Raw genomic sequence first — 25,839 nt, forward strand, 5'->3', positions numbered from 1 at the left:
TTAGCCCCAGAATCTTTCCGCAGGACAGAAGGAGGCCCCGCCGCACGTAGTGCGCAGCGGGGCCTCCGACATGTCCGAGGACGATTCTGGGGCTAACGGGCGGGGCCCGCCGAACCAGGTTAGGCAGCCGGGCAGATCTTCTTGAAGAGCTCGATGACGTCGTCGAGCGTCGCCTCGCGCGGGTTGCCCGGGAAGCAGGCGTCAGCCATGGCGTCCTTGGCCAGGACCTCGATCTCGTCGGCCTTCATGGCCTCGCAGACATGCGGGATGTTCACGTCGGCGGAGAGCTGCTTGACGGCGGCGATAGCGGCGTCGGCAGCCTCGTCGGTGCTCATGCCCGTGGTGTCAACACCCATGGCAACGGCAACCTTGGCCAGGCGCTCAGCGCAAACCGGCTTGTTGAACTCCATGGCAATCGGCAGCAGCATGGCGCAAGCGACGCCGTGCGGGGTGTCGTAGTGAGCGGACAGGGTGTGAGCCATGGCATGGTCGATGCCCAGGCCAACGTTGGAGAAGCCCATGCCGGCGACATACTGGCCAAGGGCCATGCCCTCGCGGCCGGAGCCGGGCTGGCCGGACTTGGCCTCGGCGACGGAGTCACGCAGGTTCTCGCTGATCAGCTTAATAGCCTCAAAGTGGAACATGTCGGAGAGCTCCCAAGCGCCCTTGGTGGTGTAGCCCTCGATGGCGTGGGTCAGAGCGTCCATGCCGGTAGAGGCGGTCAGGCCGGCGGGCATGGAAGCCATCATATCGGGGTCGACGACGGCGACCTCGGGGGCGTCGTTGGTGTCGACGCACACGAACTTGCGGACCTTCTCGGGGTCGGTGATGACGTAGTTGATGGTCACCTCGGCGGCGGTACCGGCGGTCGTCGGCACAGCGATGGTGAACACGGCGTGGTTCTTAGTGGGAGCAACACCCTCGAGGCTGCGGACATCGGCGAACTCGGGGTTGTTGATGATGATGCCGATGGCCTTGGCGGTATCCATGGAGGAGCCGCCACCGATGGTCACGATAGCGTCAGCCTCGGCGGCCTTGAAAGCCTCGACGCCGTCCTTGACGTTCTGGATAGTGGGGTTGGGCTTGATCTCGGAGTAGAGGCTCCAAGCAATACCGGCGGCGTCGAGCTCGTCGGTCACCTTAGCGGTAACGCCAAACTTGACCAGATCGGGGTCGGAGCAGACGAAGATCTTCTTGTAGCCGCGACGCTGGAGCTCGCCGGGGATCTCCTTGATGGCGCCGGAACCATGATAAGAAATGGTGTTGAGAACGAAACGATTAGCCATTGATAGCCTCCCATCGTGTGCGGGGCACCCATTACGCCCCGCGCTGCAAGTTCCATCCTAACGCTTTTGAAACAAAAAACGCGTGAGAACGTCAAAAGTGTTAAAGCGTTTCAACATAATAACGGAGCCCCAGTCCTTCCCTCCCGACAGCAGCGAAGGCTAGATTATAGGAGCAATCGCCCAAAGAATACGACCAACTCAGTCTATAAATTGTTTCTGTTTTAGCAATATATGTTTGACAATACGTTTATAAAAGGATACTTTATAGTAAATAAAATGCATGCAGCAAATAGCGTCATTCATTTTGTTAGAAATTGCCCATGCGGTTATTGCAGCTGCATGTACCGCAACGTACAGCGCAATTCTCCGCACGAAGTAGAAGACGGTTCCAATTCGATCGAGGCGATGACGCGTGATGGCTACTGGTCCTAAATCGAGCAAGACGGCTACAAACGAATATCGAATCTCAATTGAAGGTAACCCTTATCCGCATGCTCTGGCTCTCGTCAACCCAGCGGGAGACAACCTCAACATCAAAAGACATGGGTTCACGGGTCCACTAGGACAGCTATCGAGTCTTAAATATACCGTTTATGACGATGCGAATGAAAAACTCTTCACTGTCGTCGACGGTGGCTTTAGCAACATGCCCAGGGTTGCGCTCATCATCGAACACAAGGAAGTTGCGGTGTTCGATTATGGTCTAAACAGACTTGAGATGAAGTGCGTAACGAACATACCGAATTACGCAATAAAAGGTAACTTCCTATTTGGAGATTACGATATATTCAGCCAACAGGAAGTGAAGCTATCTTCAGTTATCGTCCTTCAATGTGATAAACAATCGTGCTTTAGCATACAGGTTTTGGATAAAGCCGAATTAGCCGCCGCAATTGGAATACCTACAGCCATTGCCCTTCTTAGGGCTCGGATTGAAGAGCATCTCGAATAAATCGCAAAAAGCAGTTCGTAACAACATTCAGGAGCTAGATAGTTTTTCTGGCTCCTGAATGTTGTTACGAACATGCACCTTAGCGCTTAAGACTCGTGGTCTGCCAGTCAGCTACGATGCGGGCCCATTTCCTGTGCAAGTCGCGTTCGCGATCGATAAACATGATGGCAAACGCGATAAACAGCAGCATGCTCGCCACCGCAATGGCGTGCAGCCCCATGCGCTCGATGCACCAGTTGCCCAGCACGGCGCCAAACACAAAGGTGAAGATCACGCCAAAGTACAGCAGGCCGTTTTCCAAAAAGCCGCGCTTGTGGGTGATGATGTAATCGTCCACGTTTTGCAGTGCGTTGCGCAAGTTGCCGATGCACATGGTCGTAGCGATGCCGTGACCGTGGATCTTGCGGAAGCTCTCGACCTGCATGCCGCAGGCAAACGAGGTGAGGCAGTTGGCGAGCAGGTTGAAATTGCCGCCCGGGATAAAGCTCACGCCCAGCAAGATGACGGCTTCAAAGAACACCGTCACTTGGCGCCAGTGAATCACGCTGCCAAACCGTTCGTGTACCAGGTCGGCAAGCATAATGCCCACGGCAAACGACACCACAGGGAAGAAGTAGCGCCCCGCAAGTGCCCAATTGCCCTCCGAGATGCTCACGCCCACAAGCAGGATGTTGCCCGTCTGCGCGTTTGCGAAAACATGGTCGCGCCCAATGTACGAATACACATCCATAAAGCCGCCGGCGAGCGCCAGGATAATGCCCAGTTCGATGGACTCCGATATCTGTTTGGCACGCTGCATCGTCGTGCATCCTCCTTGTTGACGACCCTCTCGTGCGTTGGCGGAAACATAGCCGCCGTTCATACTGTAACCCATTGACAACATGGCGTGCGCGCGAGACGGCTCCTTCGACACGGGGATACACAGTCTGGAAACAAACGGCACCCGCATCGACGCGCCGATCCGCCAGCTCATGTACTCCACCAGTCTTTTTAGCCCCGTCCCAAAAAGACTGGTTACAATTACGTGCAGCATACTAACAACGGGAGGAATCGTGGCAAAAAAGCCCCAGGACGCTCAGCACAACCAGCACGGCAAGCATGCCCAGCGCGGCCAGCAGCAAAAGCGTGGCGGCAAGGCCCAGGGTGGCCACGCCACTCATGCCCAGGCAGCGCCCTCACGCCCCTGGCGTCCGGGCCGCGACAAGTTCCTCCCCGTCAGCCGCGCCGACATGGATGCGCGCGGCTGGGACCAGTGCGACTTTGCCTACATTTGCGGCGACGCCTACGTGGACCACCCTAGCTTTGGTATGGCCATCGTCAGCCGCGTACTCGACGCGCACGGCTACAAAGTGGGCATCATCTGCCAGCCCGACTGGACCGACCCCGCCAGCATCACGGTGCTCGGCGAGCCGCGCCTGGGCTTTCTCGTCAGTGCCGGCAACATGGACTCCATGGTCAACCACTATTCGGTGACCAAGCACCGCCGCCACACCGACGCCTATACCCCCGGTGGCGAGGAGGGGCACCGCCCCAATCGTGCCGTCACGGTCTACGGCAACCTCATCCGCCAGACGTTCAAGGACGCCCCCATCATCATCGGCGGCATCGAGGCGAGTCTGCGCCGCCTGGCCCACTACGACTACTGGCAGGATAAGCTCAAGCGCTCGGTGCTGCTCGATTCGGGCGCCGACATCCTCATCTACGGCATGGGCGAGCACGCGATCGTCGAGATCGCCGATGCGCTCGACGCGGGCCTGCCCATCGATCAGATCACCTATATCAACGGCACCGTCTACCGCACCAGCTCGCTCGACGAGGTCTACGACTACGACCTGCTGCCCAGCTGGGACGACCTTGCCGCCGATAAGCTCAACTACGCGCGCAGCTTTAACGTGCAGCAGCAGAACATGGACCCCATCACCGGGCATCGCCTGGTAGAACCCTACCCCAACAGCGTCTATGTGGTGCAGAACCCGCCGTCCGCGACGCTTACCACCGACGAGATGGACGAGGTGGCCGAACTCCCCTACGCACGCGATTGGCATCCCGATTACGACGCAGCGGGCGGCGTGCCGGCTTTTGCCGAGATCAAGTTTTCAATCAGCTCCAACCGCGGGTGCTTTGGTGAGTGCTCGTTTTGCGCGCTGACCTTCCACCAGGGCCGCGTGCTGCAGATGCGCAGCCACGACTCGATCATGCGCGAGGCCGAGCTGCTCACACACGACCCCGAGTTTAAGGGCTACATCAACGATGTGGGCGGACCGACGGCCAACTTTAGCCGCCCGGCCTGCGACAAGCAGCTCAAACATGGCGTGTGCAAGAACAAGCGCTGCCTATGGCCGAGCGTGTGTAAGAACATGGTGGTCGACGAGAGCGGCTACACGCAGCTGCTGCGCGACCTGCGCCAGCTGCCGGGCGTCAAGAAGGTCTTCGTCCGCAGCGGCATCCGTTTTGACTACACCATGGCTGATGCCTCGGACGAGTTTTTGCGCGAGCTGCTGGAGCACCATGTCTCGGGCCAGCTACGCGTGGCGCCCGAGCATGTGAGCGACGCGGTGCTCTCCGTGATGGGCAAGCCGAGCCGCGCCGTCTACGACGCGTTCTGTCGCAAATTTGAGCGCTTGAACCGTGAATACGGACTCAAGCAGTACGTGGTTCCGTACCTGATCTCGAGCCACCCCGGCTCGACGATGAAGGAAGCGGTGGAGCTTGCCGAGGCTGTGCGCGACATGGGCTACATGCCCGAGCAGGTGCAGGACTTCTACCCCACCCCGTCCACCATGTCGACCTGCATGTACTACACCGGCGTGGACCCGCGCACCATGGAGCCGATCTATGTAGCGCGCGACCCGCACGAGAAGGCCATGCAGCGCGCGCTCATCCAGTATCGCAAGCCCGAGAACTACAAGCTCGTGCGCGAGGCGCTGGAAAAAGCCGGGCGTCGTGACCTGATCGGCTACACCAAGCATTGCCTGATCCGTCCCGTACCGCCGCGCCCGGGCGAGACGTCTGCTGGCGGTGGGCATGGCACCGGCAAGAAGGGCGGCAAGCCGCACGGTGACGCCGGCGCTGGCAAGGGGCCTAAGGGCAGCAAGGGTCACGGCGGCATGTCGCGCGCGCAGAACACCGCAGGCCGCAACCGCGCAGCTCAGGGGCGTCAGGGTGCCAACGGAGGCGGTCGCCGCAACTAGCGAAGTGGTGCACTCGCTGCGTCCATCCCACACGCTTGGCGCAGCGAGCGCATTGCCTCCACCAGGATCACGCCGGCGATCGCGACCGTGATTATCACGTCGAGCGGCGTGTTCACAAACCACAGCAGGCCCATGAGGTACGACCCGGCGTTAAAGGCAAAGTGCAGCAGAATCGTGTAGCGGAGCTTTCCGGTGGTCACGAGCACCCAGCCAAAGACCAGACCGGCGGCGCCGGCGTAGCAGCCCTGCACCCAGTTCATATGCATAAAGCCAAAGACCGCCGCCTGCAGCACAATTGCCGCGGCGATACCCCACGTGCTCGGGGCCGCCCAAGGCACCATGGCGCCGTCCTGCGCACCCGCACGACGCCGGCGCTTCCAGAGCGGACGGCACTGCGGGTTAAATGCTCGGAGCGAAAACTCAAAAATGATGCCGCGCACCAGCAACTCCTCGCAAAACGGAGCGCCGAGCACCGTGGTCAGGACGGCCAGGTAGCTCGTGTCGCCCATGCCTGTTTCCTCGACAAGTTCACTGTAGTCGGCCGCGACCTCGGGCAACAGCGACAGCACGGCGTCGGTCACGTAGCCAACGACCACCTGCAGGGCAAGGCCGATCACGATAACGCAGGCGATGCGCCTCCATGCTTTGCCTGCTCCCCCGCCAAGCGGGCGCTCGCCCTGCCAGCGCGTCATAAACGAGCGCGGCCACAGATAACGCCACCACAGCAGCGCCATCAAAAACGACGCCATCTGCGCGGCAGCCTGAAGCAATTGAATATCGAGGTCGTCAATCGAAAAGCCCATGAAAACCGATGCGACGCCCAGAGCGGAGAACAAAACCACGCTCAGAGCGATATCGGCAGCGACGACGCCAAAACAGGCAAGCGCCCAAACCAGCGCATTGAGCATGCCAACCTCCTCCCGACGGGTAGTCATATAAGAACGTCCCCAACGACTAGTCATTGGGGACGTTCTTCAACGACCAGCCGTTGGGGACAGTCTTTGCCAAAGGCCCCGTTGGGCGAGATGTCGAACGGGAAGGTGCCGCAGCGATTGAACGCGGCGATAAACATGCGGATGGCGTTGGACGGCGTGGTGCCCACGAGCTGGGTTGCCGCCGCGAAGGCTGCCTTCTCCTCGGGCAAGACCTTCGCGACAACCGGGGTCATGTGTTCTGCCATGGCGCTTCCTTTTTGAAACGACGGTGGTGCGGATAGATGCGGGCCACGCGGCTGGGCGACGGGCTGTGAAGGCAACCCGATTGGCCCGCATCCGGAGTTTGTTTCTGCGGCGTTGGTATTACTTGGTATTTCTAAGTATTACCCCACAGATAGAATACCACACCCGACCCCATGGGGACGGAGGAAAACGGATCATTTTGTTGCTGAGTTAGTATTTAGAGCGTGATGATGTCCGAGATATTGAGGACCTGAGCGTCGACGGCATCGTGCGTAGCAAGCAACAGCATGCGACCGTCGAGCAAGTCGAGCACGACCTCGGCGCATGCGTCGCGCGCAGCGGTATCTAGACCGGTAAAGGGCTCGTCCAGAATCACCGCGTCGCCTGGGCACAGCAGGGCTCGGGCGATCTCGACGCGACGACGTTGCCCACCCGAGAGCTCGGCCACGCGAGCATGCAAATCGACCCCCGGCACCAACAGGCGCAGCAGGGCCGCGGCACCCGAGGCGTCCACGCGCGCGTCGGCGCACACCAGCACGTTTTCCAAAGCCGAAACGTCCTCAACCAAGCGCACGTCCTGAAACACCATGGAGCACGGCGCGCACTCCCCCGCAGCCAGCGCAAGCAACGTCGACTTGCCCACACCCGAGGCGCCCATCACGCAGGCGCGCCCACCGGCGGGCACACGGAGTGTCAGTCCATCGAGCGCCGGAGCCCAGGGCGCCCGCTCGCCCACGGCGAGCGCAAGCTCCGCCGCAGCGCCGCCCCCGGCAGCCCTCGCACGCCCGCGAGCGCCGCGCCCATGCGCACGCACGGCCACGCGCCACGCCACGGGTCCCGAAACCCGCAGCAGCCACACCAGCACGCGCTCACACGCCCACGAGGCGGCAACGACCAGCACGGTCCACGCCAGCAGATCAGCCGTCTCGATCAAAAGCTTCGCCTGATAGATGCGCTCACCCACGGTGCCCACCGCCATGCCGATGAGCTCGGCTGCCACGCCGGCCTTCCAGCTCATGCCAATCACGGCACGCGCACACGAAAGCACAAACGGCAGGACTTCGCGCCAGGTATGGGCGCAAAACAGTCGCCAGCCGCGCACGCCATGCAGACGGAACATCTGCTCCAGCGGTTTATTCACCTGTGCCAAGCCCTCGGCCAGCGAAAAATACACGCCCGGCAGCGCCATCAAAAAGACTGCCGCGATGCTCACGCGCGCCGACCCCAGCCAGATTAGCAACAGGACCACCACGCAGGCGACCGGTGTCGCCTTTACAAACGACAGCGCCGGAGCCACCAGGTGCGCAAACGCCCGCGAACGTGACGAAATCCCGGCAAGCACACCAACATACACCGCGGCAAGCGCCAGCCCGCCCAGTATCCGCGCGCCCGAGCCCGCCAAAATCGCCCAGGTACCGCCATCGCACACCAGGCGCAGAAGCGCCAAGGCAACAGCACCCGGCCCCGGCAAGATCAGCGGCTGCGCCACCAGCGACGCCGCAAAGATCCACACGGCAAGCCAAAAGGCGGCGACGGCACCCACTGCCGCCACCGCCTTCGCACGCTCAGTCATGTGTCGAGCAAACGCACGCACGGGCTACTCCATGTAGTAAAAATCGTCAGCCGGGAGCTTACCGCCCACGGCACTCGCGTCCGCATCGGCCAGCACCTGCAGGTACCCACCGAGCGCCGCCTTCATATCTTTCCCCGTCTGGCACACGAGCATGCACCCGGGAATCGCCTTTTCGGCAATCGAGGCGTTATCGACGATACCCGCATCGACCACCGCCTGAGCCCAGTCCGCCGGTGCCGCGTTTACGGCCTCAACGCTCGCCGCATGGCAGCTTAAGAACTCCGCCACAGCCTCGGGATGCTCCTCGGCAAAGGCACGGCGCACCACGGTCACGCCCGTCAGCAAACGGGAGCCCGTGTCACCCGCGAGCTCGTCCCACACATCGGTCAGGCTCACCGGTGCCGACAGCTTGCCCTCGCTCTTGGCGATGGCAGCGGTCTTGAATGGCTCCGGTAGCACGCCCACGGCGGACGGGTCGGCAAGCAGGGCCGACAGCACCTCGGCGGGTTCGCTCTTAAACTCAAGCGCCACCTGGCCAGTCAGACCTGCGCGCTCCAGCAGATAGTTCATGACGTACTCCGGCGTGGTGCCCTTGCCCGTCATATAGACGGTGCGACCCGCCAGGTCGGCAAACGAGGTCACGCCCGCGTCGCCCGTCACCACGCTCAGCACGCCGAGCGTATTGATGTCGATGACCTGCACCGCGCCCTCGGTCTTGTTGTAGAGCACGCTCGCCACGTTGGCGGGCACCAGGGCAATATCGACATCGCCCTGAATGACCTTGGGCACGATCTCGTCGGCAGCGGCGCTGATCGCAAAGTCGAACTCGTTATCCGTCTCGCCACGCGCCGCCTGGTCCATAAACTGCACCAGACCGATCGACGTCGGCCCCTTGAGCGAGGCGACGTGCACCTCGACCGACTCGGCGGCAGCGCCGCTCGGCGCAGACCCGGCAGAGCCCGCAGAGGAGCCCGCCCCCGCAGCCCCGCCGCTGCAGCCAGCCAACGCAAGCGACAGCACGCCCGCGGCAAGCGCCGAGGCAAACCCTCGGCGCGAAAGCTCAAATTCAAACGCGCGCATCGTTAGCACATCCCTTCGTTAGGCATCGTCCAGGCGTGGTGGTCAGCGTGCAGCAGCTCCTCAGCCAGCGGCGAGAGCGGCGCGCCCAAAAACTCGCGATAGCATGCCTGAACATCGGGGTTCTCGTGCGAGAAGCGAATGTCTGCCGCCGCATCGAGGCCCCAGAGCACCTGGCCGCGCTCTGCCGCCAGCTCACAGCCGTCATGGATGGGCTGACCACCGCCACCGACGCAGCCGCCCGGACACGCCATAACCTCAACGAAGTCATAGCTCACACGACCATCGCGAATCGCGTCGAGCAGGCGGGCGGCGTTGCCCAGCCCGTGCGCCACGGCGACGCGCACCTTGGTGCCATCGATATCGGCCACGGCTTCCTTCCAGCCGTCCAGGCCGCGCACGTCGGTAAAGAAGTCGGCGTCGGGGTTCTTGCCCGTCACCAGGTAATAGGCCGAGCGCACGGCGGCCTCCATCACGCCACCCGTGGCGCCAAAGATCACACCCGCGCCTGTGCCAAAGCCCAGCGGCGTATCGAGCGGCTCCTCGACCAGCGTGTCCACGCTCACGTGGCTCGCGCGGACCATGCGCACCATCTCGCGCACCGTCAGCGCAACGTCCACATCGGGCGCACCGTCCTCGCCCACCATGCTCGGCAGCGCGCACTCGGCCTTCTTGGCCGTGCACGGCATCACGGACACCACGAACAGGCGCTCGGGTTCCACGCCCAGCACCTTGGCGTAGTAGGTCTTGGCGATGGCGCCGAACATCTGCTGCGGTGACTTGGACGTGGACAGGTTGTCGACAAACTCCGGATAGCGCGCCTTCACAAAGCGCACCCAGCCCGGGCAGCAGCTCGTAAACATGGGCCAGCCGCGGCTGTCGCCCTTGCCCTTGGCGGCCTTACTCAGGCGCTCGAGCAGTTCGGAGCCCTCCTCCATAATGGTGAGGTCGGCCGAAAAATCGGTATCGAACACATACTCAAAGCCCACGCGACGCAGCGCGCAAGCCAGACGCTCAACGGTTGCCTCCTCGCGCGGAATGCCGAGCTCCTCGCCCCAGGCGGTGCGCACGGCCGGCGCTATCTGTACCAGCACGATCTTGTCGGGATCGGCGAGCGCGTCAAACACGGTCTCGGTATCGTCGCGCTCGCGCAGGGCGCCCGTCGGGCAATGCGTGATGCACTGGCCGCACGCGACGCAATCGGTCTTGCCGATCGGTGCGCGCCCGCGGGTACCCACGGCGGTATGCGTGGCGCGGTTGGTCAGGTCCCAAATCCCCAGGCCCTGCACGCTCTCGCACACCTTGATGCAGCGCATGCATTTAATGCACTTGTCGTTTTCGCGGATGATGGGAAAATCGAAATCCCAGCCCTCGCCCGCCAAATGCCTTTGATACGGCAGATAGAAAATGCCCAGGTCGTTGGCGATGGTCTGCAGGTTGCAGTTGCCGCTGCGCACGCAGCTCGTGCACTGCGAATCGTGCTGGGACAGCAGCAGCTGCACGTTGGTGCGACGGGCCTCGCGGGCCTTGGGACTGTTGGTGTGGACCACCATGCCGTCGAGCACGTAGTTGTTGCAGGCGGCAACCAGCTGATCGCAGCCCTCAACCTCGACCACGCACACGCGGCAGCCGCCGATCTCGTTCAGATCGCGCAGGTAGCACAGGGTGGGAATCTGGATGCCGACGGACTTGGCTGCATCCAGGATCGTGGTGCGCTCGGACACCACGACCTCGCAATTATCGATAGTGAGCTTGGCCATATTGTGCGCTCCGTTTTCGGTGTTGTCACTGACGGTGGTTTTGTTGGGCTCTACCATTCCAGGTTCCTCCCTCCGCGGAACGCGCCAAAGCCAAAGTGATCGCAACGCAGGCAGCGGCTTGCCTCCTGGCGTGCCTCCTCCTCGGTAAGGCCCTGCTCGACCAGATTCCAATCGTGGATGCGCTCGCCGGCTTCGCGCTCGCCCAGCTCGCAGCGGCCGCACTCGTGCTTGCCCTTAAACTGCACGGTCGGCAGTTCAACGTCGAGCTTGATCTTGTGGTCAAAGCCCAGATAGCGGTCGATATTTGCCGAAGCAACGCGGCCGGCGTTGATGGCACGGATGACGGTGGCGGGGCCGGTCTGGCAGTCACCGCCGCTAAAGAGGCCATCGAAGTTAGGCACGGCGCCATCCGAATCGGTGACGACGCGACCCCACTTGCAGGCGATGCCCATGTCCTCAAACGGCTTGGAATCGATGTCCTGGCCAATGGCCACAAACACGCGCTCGCAGGGAATGACGCGCTCGGGCGTGGCGGCGGCACGCGGGGCCGGACGCCCACGACGGGGCTCGCCGATAATCTGCGGCTGCACGCGCAGGCCACTCACGCGACCTTCCTCGCCCGTCTCGATAGCGAGCGGGGCGGTCAACTCCAGTACCTCGCAGCCCTCGGCCTGGGCGCCGGCGATCTCGGCGTCCTGGGCCGTCATGTCGCAGATGCGACGGCGGTAGACGATGCTCACCTTTTCGGCACCGCAGCGCACGGCGGAGCGCGCCACGTCCATGGCCACGTTGCCGCCGCCGATGACGCACACGCGCTGGCCGCTCAGGTCGGGCAGCTCGTCGTCGCCGATGGCGCGCAGCATCTTGACGGCCGACTCCACGCCGAGCGCTTCCTCGCCCGGAAGGCCGAGCTTCTTATCGCTGTGGGCGCCAATGGCCAGGTAGACGGCATCGTACTCGTCACGCAGACGGGCGAGCTCCTCGCCGCGCACAGAGTGGTCGAGCTCAACGTCGATGCCGGCGCTCAAGATCCAGTCGATCTCGGCCTGCAGGCGCTCGCGCGGCAGACGGTAGCTGGGAATGCCGTAGCGCAGCATGCCGCCCATGTGGTGGCGCTGCTCAAAGATGGTCACCTTATGACCCATCACGGCCAGGTAGTAGGCACAGGAAAGGCCGGCCGGGCCGCCGCCGATCACGGCGACGCGCTTACCGGTGTCGTCCACTACATGCGGCTTGTGGTCGTTGAGGTCACTATGCTCGACGGCAAAACGCTTGAGGGCGAGGATGTTCATGGGGTCGTCGACCATGCCGCGACGGCAGTGCATCTCGCAGGGGTGCTCGCATACCAGGCCGCAGACGAGCGGCAGCGGGTTGTTTTTGCGGATGACTTTGACGGCGTCGGCATAACGGCCGGCCTCGACCAGCGAGATGTATCCGGGAATGTCGACGTGCGCCGGGCAGCCCGATACGCACGGAACGCGCGCCTCACGGTCAAAGCCGCAGGAGTGCTCGCGAATGTGGTGTTCAAAATCGTCACGGAAGCCGCGAATGGCGGTGAGCGCCATGGCACCAGCCTCGTAGCCGATGGCGCAATCGCTCGAAAGGTAGATGGTGCGGGCCGTACGCTCGATCAGATTGAGCGTGGACTCATCGGCTCGGCCCTCAAGCACGTCGGCGAGCAGGTCGCTCAGCGCGCTCAGACCCACACGACAGGGCGTGCACTTGCCGCAGCTCTGGGTGGAGCACAGGTTGACGAGCGCCGCCGTAAACTCGACGGGGCACGGGGCAAGCGAGCTCACCGCCAGACGACGTCCAAGCGCATCATGCAGGTCGTCCATAACGGCCTGGGCGTGGCTGCGCTCCATTACATGCAGTCGTGCCATAAGATCCCCTCTCACATGGCAGCCCGGAGGCGAGGCCGGGCGAAAATGCTACATGCAACACACTGGCCTAATAAGTTGTTTGGCAACAACACAGTTCGGCAGGCGGTATAAAACGCGGCCCTCAGCGGTGCTAAACACCTTTATCGCAGATAAATGCCATATTTGGTAAAACGCGTTACCAAATGACAATGCCCCGCCCACGCAATCACGTGGACGGGGCATTGCTCCAGGTATGCGGCCAGCGACCCTGTTGCTTTTACTTAAGTTCGGGCCAGTAACCCTTGTTGGCCTCGATCATGTCGTCGAGAACCTCCTTGGCGACCTTCATCGAAGGCACGGTCTTGTTCAGCGTAAAGGCCTTGAGCGCCTTCTCGTAAGAACCCTCGATCGTAGCCTCGACCACGAGCTTCTCGGAGTTCAGCTGCTGCATCATGAGGCCCTGCTGGAACAGAGGAATGTTGTCGCGGCTGATGACCTCGGGGCCATTCTTGCCAATGTAGGCAGGCAGCTCGACCATAGCGTCGTAGGGCATGTTGGGGATAGCGCCCTTGTTCTCGCAAATGACCAGGAAGCGCTGCTTGGTGTCGTTCTTCAGAGCGATAGCCAGATCGGCAATCCAATCGCCGTGGCTGCCCGCATAGAACGTGCTCTCGTCGATCTCGCCCGTCTTCTCGTAGTGGTCGATGCCGTCGAAGAGGTTCTTCTCACGCGTCTCCTCAACCTCGTTAGCACGGGTGCGCTCGGGGTTGGAATGCTCGACGAACTCCTTCTGCTGCAGGTAGTAGTTCAGATACGTGTTGGGCAGGTACTCCGGGAAGCACTCCATGATCTCGTACTCGCCCTTCCAGACGTAGTACCAGCTGCCCTTGGTGTGGCGGTTCTGCTCGGGGTGCTCGTCAGTGGCCTCCTCGGGCTTCTTTGCCATGAGCGAGCCCATGCCCTTGAGGTAGGAGTCGGGCAGCAGAATCTCATGCTCCTTGATGTACTCGCGCAGCTGCGGGAGCACCTCCTCGCCCTTGTGGCGGATCGAGGTGAACCAACCAAAGTGGTTGAGGCCAAAGTAATCGTACTCGACATCCTTCTTGTCGATATCGAGTGCGGCGCAAACCACGTCGATGATCGCGATCGGCATGTCGCAGATGTTGATGATGCGAGCGTTGGGACGCAGCACGCGGCAGCCCTCGGACACGATGGCAGCAGGGTTGGAGTAGTTGAGAATCCAGTAGTCCTTCTTGGCGTACTTCTCAACGTCATCGATCAGCTCGACCATGGGGAAGATGGTGCGCATGCCGTAGGCAAGGCCGCCGCAGCCGCAGGTCTCCTGACCCACGCAACCGTGGCGCAGCGGAATCTTCTCGTCCTGCTCGCGCATGGCGTAGCCGCCCACGCGCATCTGGGCAAACACGAAGCTCGCGTCGGTAAAAGCCGTCTTCTTGTCGGTGGTCACCGTGAGCTTGATGTCCAGGCCGAGGTCCTCGTGCAAAATCCAGTCCACGAGCACGCCGATCTTGCGCTGGCGCTCCTCATTGATGTCGTACAGACGAATCTCGTCAACATCGAGCTCGTCCTTGCGCAGGGCGATGGACTTGACGATGCCAGGGGTAAAGGTGGATCCGCCACCACACAGAGTAATGATCATTGTTTACTGCTCCTTCTCAATTGCGTTCTCGACTTTGTCGCGCATCTCGGCGACCTTCATGCCAAAGATGATCTGGATATTGTTGCCGTTGCGGTTGATGCCGCTGTTGGGCACGTGGTTGATGAGGTTCTCATCGATGAGGTCCGGGTTCTTAACGTTCACGCGGAGACGCGTAAAGCAGTTCTCGAGCTCCTCGATGTTGTCCTTGCCACCAAGACCTGCGACCAGGTCGGCAATACCTGCATCGACGCCCTCTGCGGGGGCCGCGGCAACAGCGCCCTGCTTCACCGCGACAGACGCGGCGGCCTCGCCCTCGGCAACGGACTCAGCAAGCTCGGACTCTTCCTCGCGACCAGGCGTGTGGAGGTTGAGCTTCTTAATAAGGAAGGTGAAGAGGAAGAAGTACAGAGCGGCGTTGACGACTCCAAGCACCAGCATAACCGGCCAGTTGGTCTTGTCGACACCGAGGACCAGGTTGGAAACCACGATGTTGATGATGCCGCCTGCAGTCGAAGCGGGCACGGAGAGGACCTTGAGCAGAACCAGGAAGATGCCGGAAAGAATCGAGTGAACGACAAAGAGCACGGGAGCGGCAAAGACAAAGAGGAAGTCCATGGGCTCGGTCACGCAGGAGAGCACGGCGGTGATGATCAGCGGGATGATAACGGCCTTGGTCTTATCCTTGTTCTGCTTGTAGGCGGTGAAGATAAAGGCGAGACCGATACCGATGTAGGGCCACAGGTTGTTGAAGGTGTAGCTGTTGAAGTAGGTGCTATCGGAGAAGGGCTGGCCCGTCATTGCCATCTCGGCAACACGGATGGGATAGGCGCCGGCGATAACCTGATCGCCCAGCGTAAGGGTGCCGCCCACATCGGAGAACTGGAACGGGGTGTAGATGAGGTGGTGCAGGCCGGTGGGAACGAGCAGCTTGTTGAGCATGCCGTAGATAAACAGACCGATGTTGCCCGACTCCTTAATGATTCCGGCAACGGAGGAGATGGCACCCTGGACAGGAGGCCAAACGATGCAGAAGCCAGCACCCATGATCCAGGAGATGATGATCATGATCAGGAACGGAAAGCGAACGCCCGAGAACATCGAAAGGGCAATGGGGAACTGTTTGTTCGAGTACTTGTTGAACACGGCACCGGTGATGCAGCCCAGGATGATGCCGCCAAACACGCCGGTATCGAGCACCTGGATGCCCATAACGGTGCTCTGGCCGGTTCCGGTAAGACCGAGCATGCCGCTCGCCTCGGCAAGAGAACCGGTGGCGTTGAGCACGATGTTATTGGCCTGCAGGAACAGGAAGAACGACATCAGGGCGATCAGCGAAGCATGGCCCTTGTTCTTCTTTGCCATGGCGCCGGCGATGCCCACGCAGAACAAAATCGAGAGGTTGTTGATGATAAACATCAGCGACTGATAGACAACGGCGCCCACAAGCTGGAACGGGCCGGAGCCCAGCACGGGGACCACGGCGCAGATGGTCTTGTTGGTCAGAATGATGCCCACGATGAGCAGGATGCCGGCAACCGAGAGATACATCATCGGCTGAACGATCGACTTCGCGAACACCTCCAACGGCGCTTTGAAATTGAACTTCTTTTTTGCGGTCATAGCGGTACTCCCCTTCCTTTTCCGCAAATTGAGATAGGTGTGCCCTAGACAAGACCGTGAGCCTTGCCTTATATCAATCGATGTGTGGGCACGTTATGCCTAGAGACCAGGTTCTCCAAGCAGGTTAACAATGTGATATGCGAGATAACTCTTCTCGGCATCGGTAACGACAACGTTATAGGTAGACGCCAAGTGGTCGGCAATTGACTCCGCGCACGAGAACGCCCTCGGATACGCCGTTTCATCGATACGGAACAGCGCGTCGCCATTGACCTGCCCCGCCGCGGGATCGAGCGCTCGCTGCGCAAAAAACTGCAGATGGCGAACGAAACGCTCGTACGGCAACGAGGCGACGTCAAGGGTCGTGGCATAGTGCTCGGAAACAATCGCGAGCACGTCGCGAACAAGCTGGACCGAAACAATCAGACGGTCAGAGCGCTGCGGCATGGTGGCGTTGACGATATGCAGCGTAATAAAACCCTGCTCTTCTTCGCTCATCTGGATGCCCATATACTCCTTGATAATCTGCAGCGCACGGCCCGCAAGCGCGTACTCCTTGCGATAGAACTGCTGGATCTCGAGCAGCAGCGGGTTCTCGCAGGGAACGCCTTTGCGCTCGCGCTCCAAAGCAAGGCTGATATGGTCTGCGAGAGCAATGAGAATCTTGTCGTTGATATCAACATTGAGCTCTCGACGGAGCATCTGAACGATATCCTCGGAAATCACGAGGTTGACGGTGGGGATGGACTCCAAAAGATGTGCCAAGCGGTCAATCGTACGCGAATCCTGAGAAGTTCCCTCCTGCAGCGCATAGGTCTTTTCGACCGACGCCTCGTCGATAGCGTCGCCGGCATGGCGGCCAAAGCAGAGGCCTCGGCCGATGACGATGAGCTCGGAGCCATCGTCCGAAGTGACCATTGCGACGTTATTGTTGAAAACTCGCTTGATAACCACGGTACCCACCACAAGAATTTACTCGGAAAGCCAGACGACAGGCTCTTTAACAGCAACAGGGCCGGAAGCATGCTCACGAAGAGTCGAGTTCTCCGAGCGCTCGCACACGATAACGAAGACCGTGGGGTCGAAGCCAGCGGCGCGAACCGCGTCGAAATCGACCTCGACGAGGGGCTGGCCCGCGTCGACATGGTCACCCTGAGCAACAAGTGCATGGAAGCCCTTGCCCTCAAGTTTAACAGTGTCGATTCCGATATGCAGCATCACCTGAGCAGAGCTGTCGTCGGACATGATGCCCAGCGCGTGCTCAGTCGGAAACAACGCCGCGACGGTGCCGGAAACAGGAGCGCACACTGTTCCCTCTTGGGGAACCACGGCAACGCCATCGCCCACGGCACGGCTGCTAAAAGCGGGGTCATTGGTATTTTCTAGATGAACAAGCTCGCCAGAAACGGGAGCGAGGATTTCGAACTCGGAGGTCGCAGTCTTCTGCTCATCCGAACCGCCCATCAGGCGAGAAAAGAAACCCATGGTGGCATGTCCCTTCATAAATATAGCCCAACCAAAATCAATCGAATGCATCCATAGAGACACACCCGTTCAAAGACTTTGGTTAGGCCCACGTCCGAGGGACTCGGTAACCTTCCGCATTTTTACAGGAGTTATTGTAGACAAGCCCAAAGCCGGAACAATCATTATGACCGGTGAGCGGTATTTTTTCTTCGATAAACGGTATTTTGGCGGCACTTAGGGACGTTCCTTTTCTGCCGGCACCCAGGGACATTCCTTGCAGCAATTTCGCATGCGTTAGATGAAGAGCTCGCATTCCTTCCGCACGACGCAAGCCTTGCTCAGCATCTGGGAAACAGCGGATAGCTTGTTGGGATCAAGCTTGCGAGCGCCTCGCGGGCATACGGCGATGCAGCGCATGCAGGAGATGCACGCCTCGTCAGCTGCTCGCTTGGGGTCGCCCTTGTCGATAGCACAAACGGGACACGCCGCGGCGCATGCACCGCAGGAGACGCATTCCTCTGTTGCCTCGGGTGCCATACGGCGACCTCCAGCTTGTTTATAAGGACGATTGCCGGGGATAGAGGGCTCGGACGCATCCTCAGCCAACAGCTTTTGCTGAATTTGCTGCGCAAACTCTGCGAGCTGCGCCGCATCCTGCGCATCCGGTCTCCCAGCAGCAAACTGACGAGCAACGGAATGCTCAGCAATAGCAGAAACAGCTGCAACCACCCTAAATCCGGCGCGCTTCGCAACGTCCTCCAGCTCTACGAGCGTGTCCTCAAACGCGCGGTTTCCGTATACACAAACCAAAACAGCCCGAGCCCCGTTGCCGCGCACCATGCCCAACCGGTCAGCCACCACAGCCGGGATTCTACCGGCATACGCCGGCACAGAGATTACGGCCACGTCGTCCTCAGCCATCGAGACAGCGCTGAGATCTAGCCCGCTATCGGTCAGATCGACGGTAACGGTATTATTGTCCAGCGCCCCGGCCACAAGGCCAGACACCTTCCGCGTTCCACCCGTCGGACTAAACACAATTTCGAATACGCTCATCGAGGCACCCTCTCCCTACGCCTGGCAACGCGTCAAGCCGTTTTCACATTCAGACAGAGTATACGGCGCATGGGGGGAGCTCCCCGTTTTGGTGCGCCAGGCACCCCAATGCACCCACCCTACGCTGTCTGCCTCTTCGTTTTGTATAAATTACGGTACAGATTGTATATATTTACGGGATACCGCCGCGTTTTCCTGAGGAACCCCATCCTGGCCCGTGCAAAAAACGGAGTATTCTGCAACGTGACCGCGCCAGCACCGCCGCGGGTGGGCAAAACTGTAGGGCGCCGTATCATTCTAAGTCCCGACATGGCGAGAATGACGCGCCCCCTGCTCCGGAAAACGGCGAAATCTGACTCGGAACGCTCGCTAGGGATATCCGAAGGCCACCGTTGGCGACGTCGAATCATATGCAGACAGCTCGAACTGCAGAATACTCCAAAAAATGCACGGCGCACCCCATAGGACCCATTGCTGCATGGCAGGAAACAAGCCCACGGCATCCTCTAGATGCATTCCCGAGGAAATCACATTTGAACTAGCGATCGGATACGGCAAACAAAAGGGCCCCGAACGTAGTTGCTCGGGGCCCTTGGTTCACCTCGCTCTAGCGGGCGATGCGTATGTTATTTGCGCTTGCCGCCGCCGTCGCCGGGGCGACGGGAGCTGCCACCGCGCTTGCCGCCACGGCTGTTGCCGTAGCTGCCACGGTTATCGCGACCGCCGGCACGACCGCCGCGGGAGCCGGCCTGGTTGCCGCCACGCCCGCCGCGATAGCCGCCACGGCGCTCCTCGCGGGTGTCATCGTAGTTGCGCCAGTCATCGCGACGATCGCGGCTGGCACGCGGATCGCGACGATCACGCGACTCATTCGAACGACCGGCGCCGCTGCGACCACCGTTGCCACGAGCGCCCTCGCGACGCTCGCCACCGCGGCCACCCTCGCGGCCTCCGCGCTCGTCAAAGCGCTTGCCGCCGCGGGACTCGCCGCCGCGGGTACCACGCTCGTCACGCGAGCCACGGCCTTCGCCGCCACGGCGCTCATCGCGCCCGCCGCGCTCGCCATCGCGACCGGAGCGACGACGGTCACCCGAACCGCGCTTGCCACCGCGCGAACCGCGGCCCTCGTCTTCGCGCTCAACACGACGACGACCGCCACGGTCCTCGTCTTCACGACGACGGCGGTGCGCTTCGCCCTGGAACTGCTTGGCACGGCGCTCGGCACGGTTGCCGCGCGGGGTCTGCTCGACAGCAGCACCCCCGCGCTCCTCGGCAGCCACCTCGCGAGCCACGCTCTCCACAGCCTCGTCCACGCGAGCCTGAACGCCCTCGCGCACGCGGGTCTTGCCGCCGCGCTTGGGACGGCTCGGACGCTCGCCGTCGCCGCGGCGCTCGTCGCGACCGCGGCTGGAACGACCGGCAACATCGCCGTAATCGTCGCCGTTGCGCTTGCCGTCGCGACGTGCCTGCTCGAGCTTCTTCTTGCTCTTGGACTTGCCGCGCTTGGTCTTCTTCTTCACCTTAAAGGCCGCAGGATCGCGCTCGGGGTCAACAGCGGGCGGGTTGGGGCCCACATGTAGGTCGCCGGCCTCGTAGATGTCGGCGGTTTTGTCCATGAGCTTCTCGATCTCGTAGAACTCATCGACGTCCTGCTCGGTCACAAACGTGATGGCCCAGCCCAGCTCGCCGGCGCGGCCCGTGCGGCCGATGCGGTGGATGTAGTCGGTCGGCTCGGCCGGCACGTCAAAGTTCACGACGTAGCGTACATCGCTAATGTCGATGCCGCGGGCGAGCACGTCGGTCGCCACCAGCACGTCAACGGTGCCGTCGCGGAAGGCCGAAAGCGCGCGCTCGCGCTGGGCCTGGCTGCGGTTGCCGTGGATCGCGGCGGCCTTGATGCCCTTGCGCTCCAGACGACGGCAGCAGCTGTCGGCGCGGTGCTTGGTGCGCATAAAGACGATGGTGCGCTCCGGGCCCTCCATTTTGAGGAACTCGGGCAGCAGGTTGTTCTTGGCCTCAATGGACACCGGGAACACAAACTGGTCGACGGTGTCGGCGGTCGACGTGGCGGGCGCGATCTCCACGCGGGCCGGATCGCTCACCAGGTCGGTGATCTCGCCCACGGCTTCCTCGTCGAGCGTGGCCGAGAACAGCAGCGTCTGGCGCTCGGCCGGCGTCTCGCGCACAATGCGGCGGACGGCGGGCAAAAAGCCCATGTCGAGCATGCGGTCGGCCTCGTCGAGTACCAGCACCTTGACCTCGTCCAGGTGGCAAGCGCCCTGCTCGATCAGATCGACCAGACGGCCCGGCGTGGCGACCAGAATGTCGCAGCCGTACTTGAGCGCCGCGGTCTGCGGCTTGTAGCTCACGCCGCCCACGACGGTCACGGCAACGTGGCCCGTGACGTCGGCGATCTTGCTCGCGACCTCGTCGATCTGCTGGGCGAGCTCGCGCGTGGGGGTGATGACGAGCATCACGGGGCCACGGCCGTTGCCCTCGGGCTTTTTAGCACCGCGACGGCGGTTGCGGCCGCCGCGCTCGCGCACGGGTTTGGAAGGAGCGATGTGCTCCAGATTGTTCATGGTCGGCAGCAAAAAAGCGGCCGTCTTGCCGGTGCCAGTCTGAGCGGCAGCAAGCAGGTCGCGGCCCTCGAGCACCACGGGGATTGAGCCGGCCTGCACGGGCGTCGGCGCCGTGTAGCCCAGGTTCTCGATAGCACGAAGCATCTCGTCGGAAAGGCCCAGCTCGTCAAAGGCGGGCAGGCTCTCGGTAGCGGACTCGACGGCCTGGGCAGCATTGGCCTCATCGGCGGCATCGAAGGCAGCCTGGGTCATGGCCTCGCGGGTCTCGTCCAGGATCTCGGCGTCGGTGACGTCGGATACAGAATTACGCATATGTTGTTGTTCCTTATCTGCACGCGCAATGGGCACGGCATGCGGCCGCGCGGGCGTGCTTGGTAGTGCGCTAATACATACAAAAACGGGTGCGCACAGAGAGGACGTTGCTCAGCACGCTGGCGATCGCTTTGGCAGCCCTATCACGCGCCGTCCAGACGCAGCGGCCCTAAGCGATGGAGCAGATTCGCCGCGGGTTAGTATACCCGTGCTTCGCATGCCCCCACGTAAACCACAGATGACGGAGCGGACGAGGCGGGCCTGGGCCGATTGTCTCAATCTGTAACAGTTACGAGACAAAACCGGGTCTACACGTTACAGATTGAGACGAACTCAAACATCGCAAAACATAATCTCGATCTGTAACAGTTAGAGGTCATTTTCCCCGCTAGATGTTACAGATCGAGATGTTTGACATGAGCTGCCAACGATTGAGCAGCCACCCGCATCTGTAGCGAAATGTCATACATTTTCATCCCCACTGGACACCCCCAGGGGGTATGGGTGTATAGTATCGGCAGGTTAACAATTCAAACACCGAACTACAGAAAGGAGAAGCCATGGCTCAAGATAAGTTTAACGTGGGCGGCATGACGTGCGCCGCTTGCCAGGCACACGTGGACCGCGCCGTCAGCAAACTCGACGGCGTCCAAAGCGTCGCGGTCAACCTGCTCGCCGGCTCCATGCTGGTGGACTATGACCCCGCGCAGATCTCCCCCGACGACATCTGCACCGCTGTCGATCGCGCGGGTTACTCGGCCTCGCCCGTCGACGCGGGCACCGGTGCCGCCGGCTCAAGTGGCAACGCGCAAGTCAGGTCCGGCGCCGCCCATATGGAGTCGCCGACCAAAAAGTTGGAGGCCACCGCCTCCGCCATGCGCACCCGTCTCATCATCTCAATCATCTTTCTCATTCCGCTGTTCTACATAGGCATGGGACACATGCTCGGCTGGCCGCTGCCCGGCATCTTCACGGACCACATCCACAGCATGACGCTCGCCCTCACCGAGCTTGTCCTGCTCATCCCCATCGTCTACGTCAACGACGCGTACTTTATCAACGGGTTTAAATCGCTCGCGCACGGCGCGCCCACCATGGACGCTCTCATCGCCGTCGGCGCCACCGCGTCAATCGCCTGGTCGCTCTACGCCATGTTCATCATGGCCGAACAGCTGGCTACAGGTCAGGTGCACGAGGCCATGATGACGAGCATGGACAACCTGTATTTTGAGAGTGCCGGCACCATCCTGTCGCTCGTCACCGTGGGCAAATACCTCGAGACGCGCAGCAAATCCAAGACCGGCGGCGCCATCGAGGCGCTCATCGACCTAGCGCCCAAGACCGCGACCATCGTGGCCGACGACGGCACCGAGACCGCTGTGGACGTCGACAGCATCCTTCCCGGCCAGGTCCTGCGCGTGCGCCCCGGAGAGTCCATCCCCGTCGATGGCGTGGTGCTCGAAGGCAGCTCGGCCGTGGACGAGAGTGCGCTCACCGGCGAGTCCATCCCCGTGGAAAAGACCGCCGGCGACACCGTCAACGCCGCCACCGTCAACCGCACCGGTTCGTTTACCTTCCGCGCCACGCGGGTGGGTGCCGAGACATCGCTCGCCAAGATCATCCAGCTCGTCGAGGACGCCAACGCCACCAAGGCGCCCATCGCCCGCATGGCCGACAAGGTCGCCGGCGTGTTCGTGCCCGTGGTGTTTGTAATCTCGGTCGTGACCTTTGTAGTGTGGATGGCACTGACCGGCAGCATGAACGAGGCGCTCACCTCCGCCGTGGCCGTGCTGGTGATCAGCTGCCCGTGCGCACTGGGTCTGGCCACGCCCGTCGCCATTATGGTGGGTACCGGCAAGGGCGCCGAGATGGGCATTCTGTTCAAGAGTGCCGAGGCGCTGGAGAATCTGCGCAGTGTGGGCACCGTAGTGCTCGACAAGACGGGCACGGTCACCCGCGGCAAGCCTGCCGTGACCGATATCGTAGTAGCCACGCGCGCTGACGGCTCGCCCGCCATGAGCGAAAAGCCGCTGCTCAAGCTGGCCGCCGCGTTGGAGCGCTCGAGCGAGCACCCGCTGGCCGAGGCGATTATGGCCGAGTGCGAGGCACGCGGAATTGTCGCGCGCATGGTCGAGGACTTTGCCGCCGTGCCCGGTCGTGGCGTAACGGCGCGCGAGGGGCAGAATGTCATCGCCGCCGGCAACGTACGCCTGATGAACGAGTTGGGCGTTACCGTGCCCGCGGGTCTTACCGAGCAATTTGCCGCCGAGGGCAAAACACCGCTGTTCTTTGCCAAGAACGGCGAGCTTGTCGGCACCATCGCCGTGGCTGACGAGGTCAAGGAGACGAGCGCCGGGGCCATCGCCGCGCTCCGCAAGCTCGGCGTCGACGTGCGCATGCTCACCGGCGACAACCGCGTGACGGCCGAGGCTATCGCCCGCCGCGTGGGACTCACCAGCGAACAGGTCATCGCCGACGTCCTCCCCGCCGACAAGGAGCGCCACGTGCGCGAACTGCAGGATGCGGGCGGCAAGGTCGCCATGGTGGGCGACGGCATCAACGACTCCCCCGCCCTAGCGCGCGCCGACGTGGGCCTTGCGATCGGCGCCGGCGCCGACATCGCCAAGGAGGGGGCAGATGTGGTGCTCATGCGCAGCGACCTCATGGACGTCGCCCGCGCCATCGAGCTTTCGCGCGCCACGATTCGCAACATCAAGCAGGATTTGTTCTGGGCGCTGTTCTACAACGGCATCGGCATTCCGCTGGCGGCGGGCGTATTCTTCCCGCTCACCGGATGGCAGCTCTCGCCGATGTTTGGCGCCGCGGCCATGAGCCTGTCGAGCGTGTGCGTCGTAAGCAATGCGCTGCGCCTGCGAACCTTTAAGCCCAAAGTGGCAAAATAGGATCACTATGACGTCCATTTAGAACGGGTTTTCCAGGTGCCCGAGATTGACCTGAAAGAGGAGCGACGCGTACTTTGGTACGCGAGCGACGGCTTGAAGGTCAAGGTCGGGTGCCTGGGAAAGCCGACACAACAGAGAGGAATACCCATGCGTTACACGATTAAGACTTCCGGCCTTATGTGCGGCCACTGCGACGCCACCGTCGAGACGGCGTTGCTCAACGTGGTCGGCGTGACCGACGCCGACGCCGACCATGAGACCCAGACCGTCCAGGTAGAGTGCGCCGACACTGTGACTGCCGAGCAGCTCGCCGCCGCCGTCGAGGCCGCGGGCGAGAAGTTCCACGCCCTGTCCGTAACCGCCGCGTAACGACCCGCACGTACCCCCCCGACCAGAAACGAGAACCCGCCATGATGGCAGACCATAAATCGGTGACCCGCATGCTCAAGACGGCACGCGGTCAGATCGACGGCATCCTGCGGATGGTCGATGAGGACCGCTACTGCGTCGATATTTCTACGCAGCTCATGGCCACACAGGCGCTCCTCGCGCGCATCAACGCCGACGTGCTCAAGGCGCATATCGAAGGCTGCGTGACTTCGGCAATCGAATCGGGCGACGAGGAGCTCAAGGCCGCCAAGCTTGCCGAGATTGAACGCGTCGTCGACAAGCTCTCCAAGTAATTGGGGCATTGGGAACAATCTTCTTTGCACCGTCTTGGTGTTCTGGGGACAGGTATGCTTGCACCACACTGGTGCAGATTAACCTGTCCCCCTTGCTCTAAATCGGGTATAAAGGCGTGCAGTATATCGAACGAAAGGCAATTCGCATGAATGACTTTATGAAGGGTCGCAACGGCGCCGATGAGCTCACCGTCGTGTTGGGCTTCGCAGGCATTATCATCGCGATGATCGGGTCGATGGCCCGTATCCAGTGGCTCAGCTGGATCGCCATCGCCGTGATCGCGCTCGGCGTGCTGCGCGGTCTGTCCAAAAACATCGACGCGCGCCGCAAGGAGAACGATGCCTTTGTCACGGCGACCGCAAACGTCCCCGGCCTAGGTAAGTTCGTCGCCAGCTTGGGTGGCGGCGCCGCGGCTGCCAACGCCTCGCGCGCGGCCGGCACCAGCAAGGAAGACTTTGAGCGCGCCAAGCGAACGGCCAAGAAGATGTGGAAGGGCCGCAAGACCACGGCCTACCTTAAGTGCCCTAACTGCGGTCAGATGCTGTCCGTCCCCAAGGGTAAGGGCAAGATCCGCGTCACCTGCCCCAAGTGCCACGCCAAGATGGAAACGCGCTCCTAGCAGCTACACCATAGGAAAAATAAAAGCCGAGGCCTCGTGTTGAGACCTCGGCTTTTT

The 25,839-nt window shown here is 61.7% G+C and carries 20 protein-coding genes; 6 read left to right on the forward strand and 14 right to left on the reverse strand.

The window, feature by feature from the left end; all coding sequences use genetic code 11:
• Positions 1-119: 119 nt before the first annotated feature.
• Positions 120-1,286 (reverse strand): lactaldehyde reductase, encoded by a 1,167-nt coding sequence (gene fucO, locus DW003_RS00740; RefSeq protein WP_022094861.1) that lies wholly within the window; start codon positions 1,284-1,286, stop codon positions 120-122.
• 415 nt (positions 1,287-1,701) lie between these two features.
• Here fucO and DW003_RS00745 point away from each other — a divergent pair, with 415 nt between their 5' ends.
• On the forward strand, positions 1,702-2,238 hold the full coding sequence (locus tag DW003_RS00745; RefSeq protein ID WP_117778478.1) for a hypothetical protein: 537 nt from the start codon (positions 1,702-1,704) through the stop codon (positions 2,236-2,238).
• Positions 2,239-2,317: 79 nt separating this feature from the next.
• Here DW003_RS00745 and DW003_RS00750 read toward each other — a convergent pair whose 3' ends face one another.
• Positions 2,318-3,037, reverse strand: a complete 720-nt coding sequence (locus tag DW003_RS00750) for a YoaK family protein (RefSeq protein ID WP_117757907.1) — start codon at positions 3,035-3,037, stop codon at positions 2,318-2,320.
• A gap of 253 nt (positions 3,038-3,290) precedes the next feature.
• Between DW003_RS00750 and DW003_RS00755 the strand changes: the two genes are divergently transcribed.
• Positions 3,291-5,429, forward strand: a complete 2,139-nt coding sequence (locus DW003_RS00755; protein WP_233545415.1) for a YgiQ family radical SAM protein — start codon at positions 3,291-3,293, stop codon at positions 5,427-5,429.
• On the opposite strand, the gene DW003_RS00760 is transcribed toward DW003_RS00755, so the two are convergent.
• The 12 genes from DW003_RS00760 to DW003_RS00815 all read right to left on the reverse strand — a co-directional run bounded on the left by DW003_RS00760 (position 5,426) and on the right by DW003_RS00815 (position 21,576).
• Entirely contained in the window at positions 5,426-6,364 is a 939-nt protein-coding gene (locus tag DW003_RS00760) for a CPBP family intramembrane glutamic endopeptidase (RefSeq protein ID WP_158573166.1), read from the reverse strand. The genes DW003_RS00755 and DW003_RS00760 overlap by 4 nt on opposite strands.
• A 23-nt stretch (positions 6,365-6,387) precedes the next feature.
• Positions 6,388-6,609 carry a hypothetical protein gene (locus DW003_RS00765; protein ID WP_117778481.1) on the reverse strand — a complete coding sequence of 74 codons (222 nt, stop codon included), beginning with the start codon at positions 6,607-6,609 and terminating at the stop codon, positions 6,388-6,390.
• 215 nt (positions 6,610-6,824) lie between these two features.
• On the reverse strand, positions 6,825-8,201 hold the full coding sequence (locus DW003_RS00770) for an ATP-binding cassette domain-containing protein (protein WP_118387038.1): 1,377 nt from the start codon (positions 8,199-8,201) through the stop codon (positions 6,825-6,827).
• Positions 8,202-8,204: 3 nt separating this feature from the next.
• A complete protein-coding gene (locus DW003_RS00775; protein ID WP_117778483.1) occupies positions 8,205-9,260 on the reverse strand; it encodes an ABC transporter substrate-binding protein in 1,056 nt (351 codons plus the stop codon).
• A gap of 2 nt (positions 9,261-9,262) precedes the next feature.
• Positions 9,263-11,017: a [FeFe] hydrogenase, group A gene (locus tag DW003_RS00780; RefSeq protein WP_118387332.1), complete on the reverse strand. Its 1,755-nt coding sequence runs from the start codon at positions 11,015-11,017 to the stop codon at positions 9,263-9,265.
• 50 nt (positions 11,018-11,067) lie between these two features.
• Positions 11,068-12,900: an NAD(P)-binding protein gene (locus DW003_RS00785; RefSeq protein WP_118387040.1), complete on the reverse strand. Its 1,833-nt coding sequence runs from the start codon at positions 12,898-12,900 to the stop codon at positions 11,068-11,070.
• 256 nt (positions 12,901-13,156) lie between these two features.
• Complete coding sequence (locus tag DW003_RS00790; RefSeq protein ID WP_117655571.1) at positions 13,157-14,539, reverse strand: 6-phospho-alpha-glucosidase; 1,383 nt, start codon at positions 14,537-14,539, stop codon at positions 13,157-13,159.
• A gap of 3 nt (positions 14,540-14,542) precedes the next feature.
• A complete protein-coding gene (locus tag DW003_RS00795; RefSeq protein WP_118387042.1) occupies positions 14,543-16,159 on the reverse strand; it encodes a PTS transporter subunit EIIC in 1,617 nt (538 codons plus the stop codon).
• 99 nt (positions 16,160-16,258) lie between these two features.
• The gene (locus DW003_RS00800) at positions 16,259-17,113 is read right to left on the reverse strand and encodes a PRD domain-containing protein (RefSeq protein ID WP_118387334.1); all 855 of its coding nucleotides are present in this window, start codon (positions 17,111-17,113) and stop codon (positions 16,259-16,261) included.
• 18 nt (positions 17,114-17,131) lie between these two features.
• Positions 17,132-17,644: a PTS glucose transporter subunit IIA gene (locus DW003_RS00805; protein ID WP_158549283.1), complete on the reverse strand. Its 513-nt coding sequence runs from the start codon at positions 17,642-17,644 to the stop codon at positions 17,132-17,134.
• Positions 17,645-17,920: 276 nt separating this feature from the next.
• Positions 17,921-18,622: a 4Fe-4S dicluster domain-containing protein gene (locus tag DW003_RS00810; RefSeq protein WP_233545420.1), complete on the reverse strand. Its 702-nt coding sequence runs from the start codon at positions 18,620-18,622 to the stop codon at positions 17,921-17,923.
• Between the two features lie 686 nt (positions 18,623-19,308).
• On the reverse strand, positions 19,309-21,576 hold the full coding sequence (locus DW003_RS00815; protein ID WP_118387046.1) for a DEAD/DEAH box helicase: 2,268 nt from the start codon (positions 21,574-21,576) through the stop codon (positions 19,309-19,311).
• A 560-nt stretch (positions 21,577-22,136) separates the two neighbouring features.
• Here DW003_RS00815 and DW003_RS00820 point away from each other — a divergent pair.
• From DW003_RS00820 to DW003_RS00835, 4 genes are all read left to right on the forward strand, one after another.
• On the forward strand, positions 22,137-24,479 hold the full coding sequence (locus DW003_RS00820; RefSeq protein ID WP_118387048.1) for a cation-translocating P-type ATPase: 2,343 nt from the start codon (positions 22,137-22,139) through the stop codon (positions 24,477-24,479).
• Positions 24,480-24,626: 147 nt separating this feature from the next.
• Positions 24,627-24,848 carry a heavy-metal-associated domain-containing protein gene (locus DW003_RS00825; RefSeq protein ID WP_055285700.1) on the forward strand — a complete coding sequence of 74 codons (222 nt, stop codon included), beginning with the start codon at positions 24,627-24,629 and terminating at the stop codon, positions 24,846-24,848.
• A 41-nt stretch (positions 24,849-24,889) separates the two neighbouring features.
• Positions 24,890-25,162 carry a metal-sensing transcriptional repressor gene (locus DW003_RS00830; protein WP_117629570.1) on the forward strand — a complete coding sequence of 91 codons (273 nt, stop codon included), beginning with the start codon at positions 24,890-24,892 and terminating at the stop codon, positions 25,160-25,162.
• A gap of 146 nt (positions 25,163-25,308) precedes the next feature.
• Positions 25,309-25,782 carry a hypothetical protein gene (locus tag DW003_RS00835; protein ID WP_089572264.1) on the forward strand — a complete coding sequence of 158 codons (474 nt, stop codon included), beginning with the start codon at positions 25,309-25,311 and terminating at the stop codon, positions 25,780-25,782.
• The last annotated feature ends 57 nt before the right edge of the window (positions 25,783-25,839 follow it).

This window comes from Collinsella sp. AF36-3AT (assembly GCF_003475205.1).
Classification (GTDB): Bacteria; Actinomycetota; Coriobacteriia; order Coriobacteriales; family Coriobacteriaceae; genus Collinsella; species Collinsella aerofaciens_AF.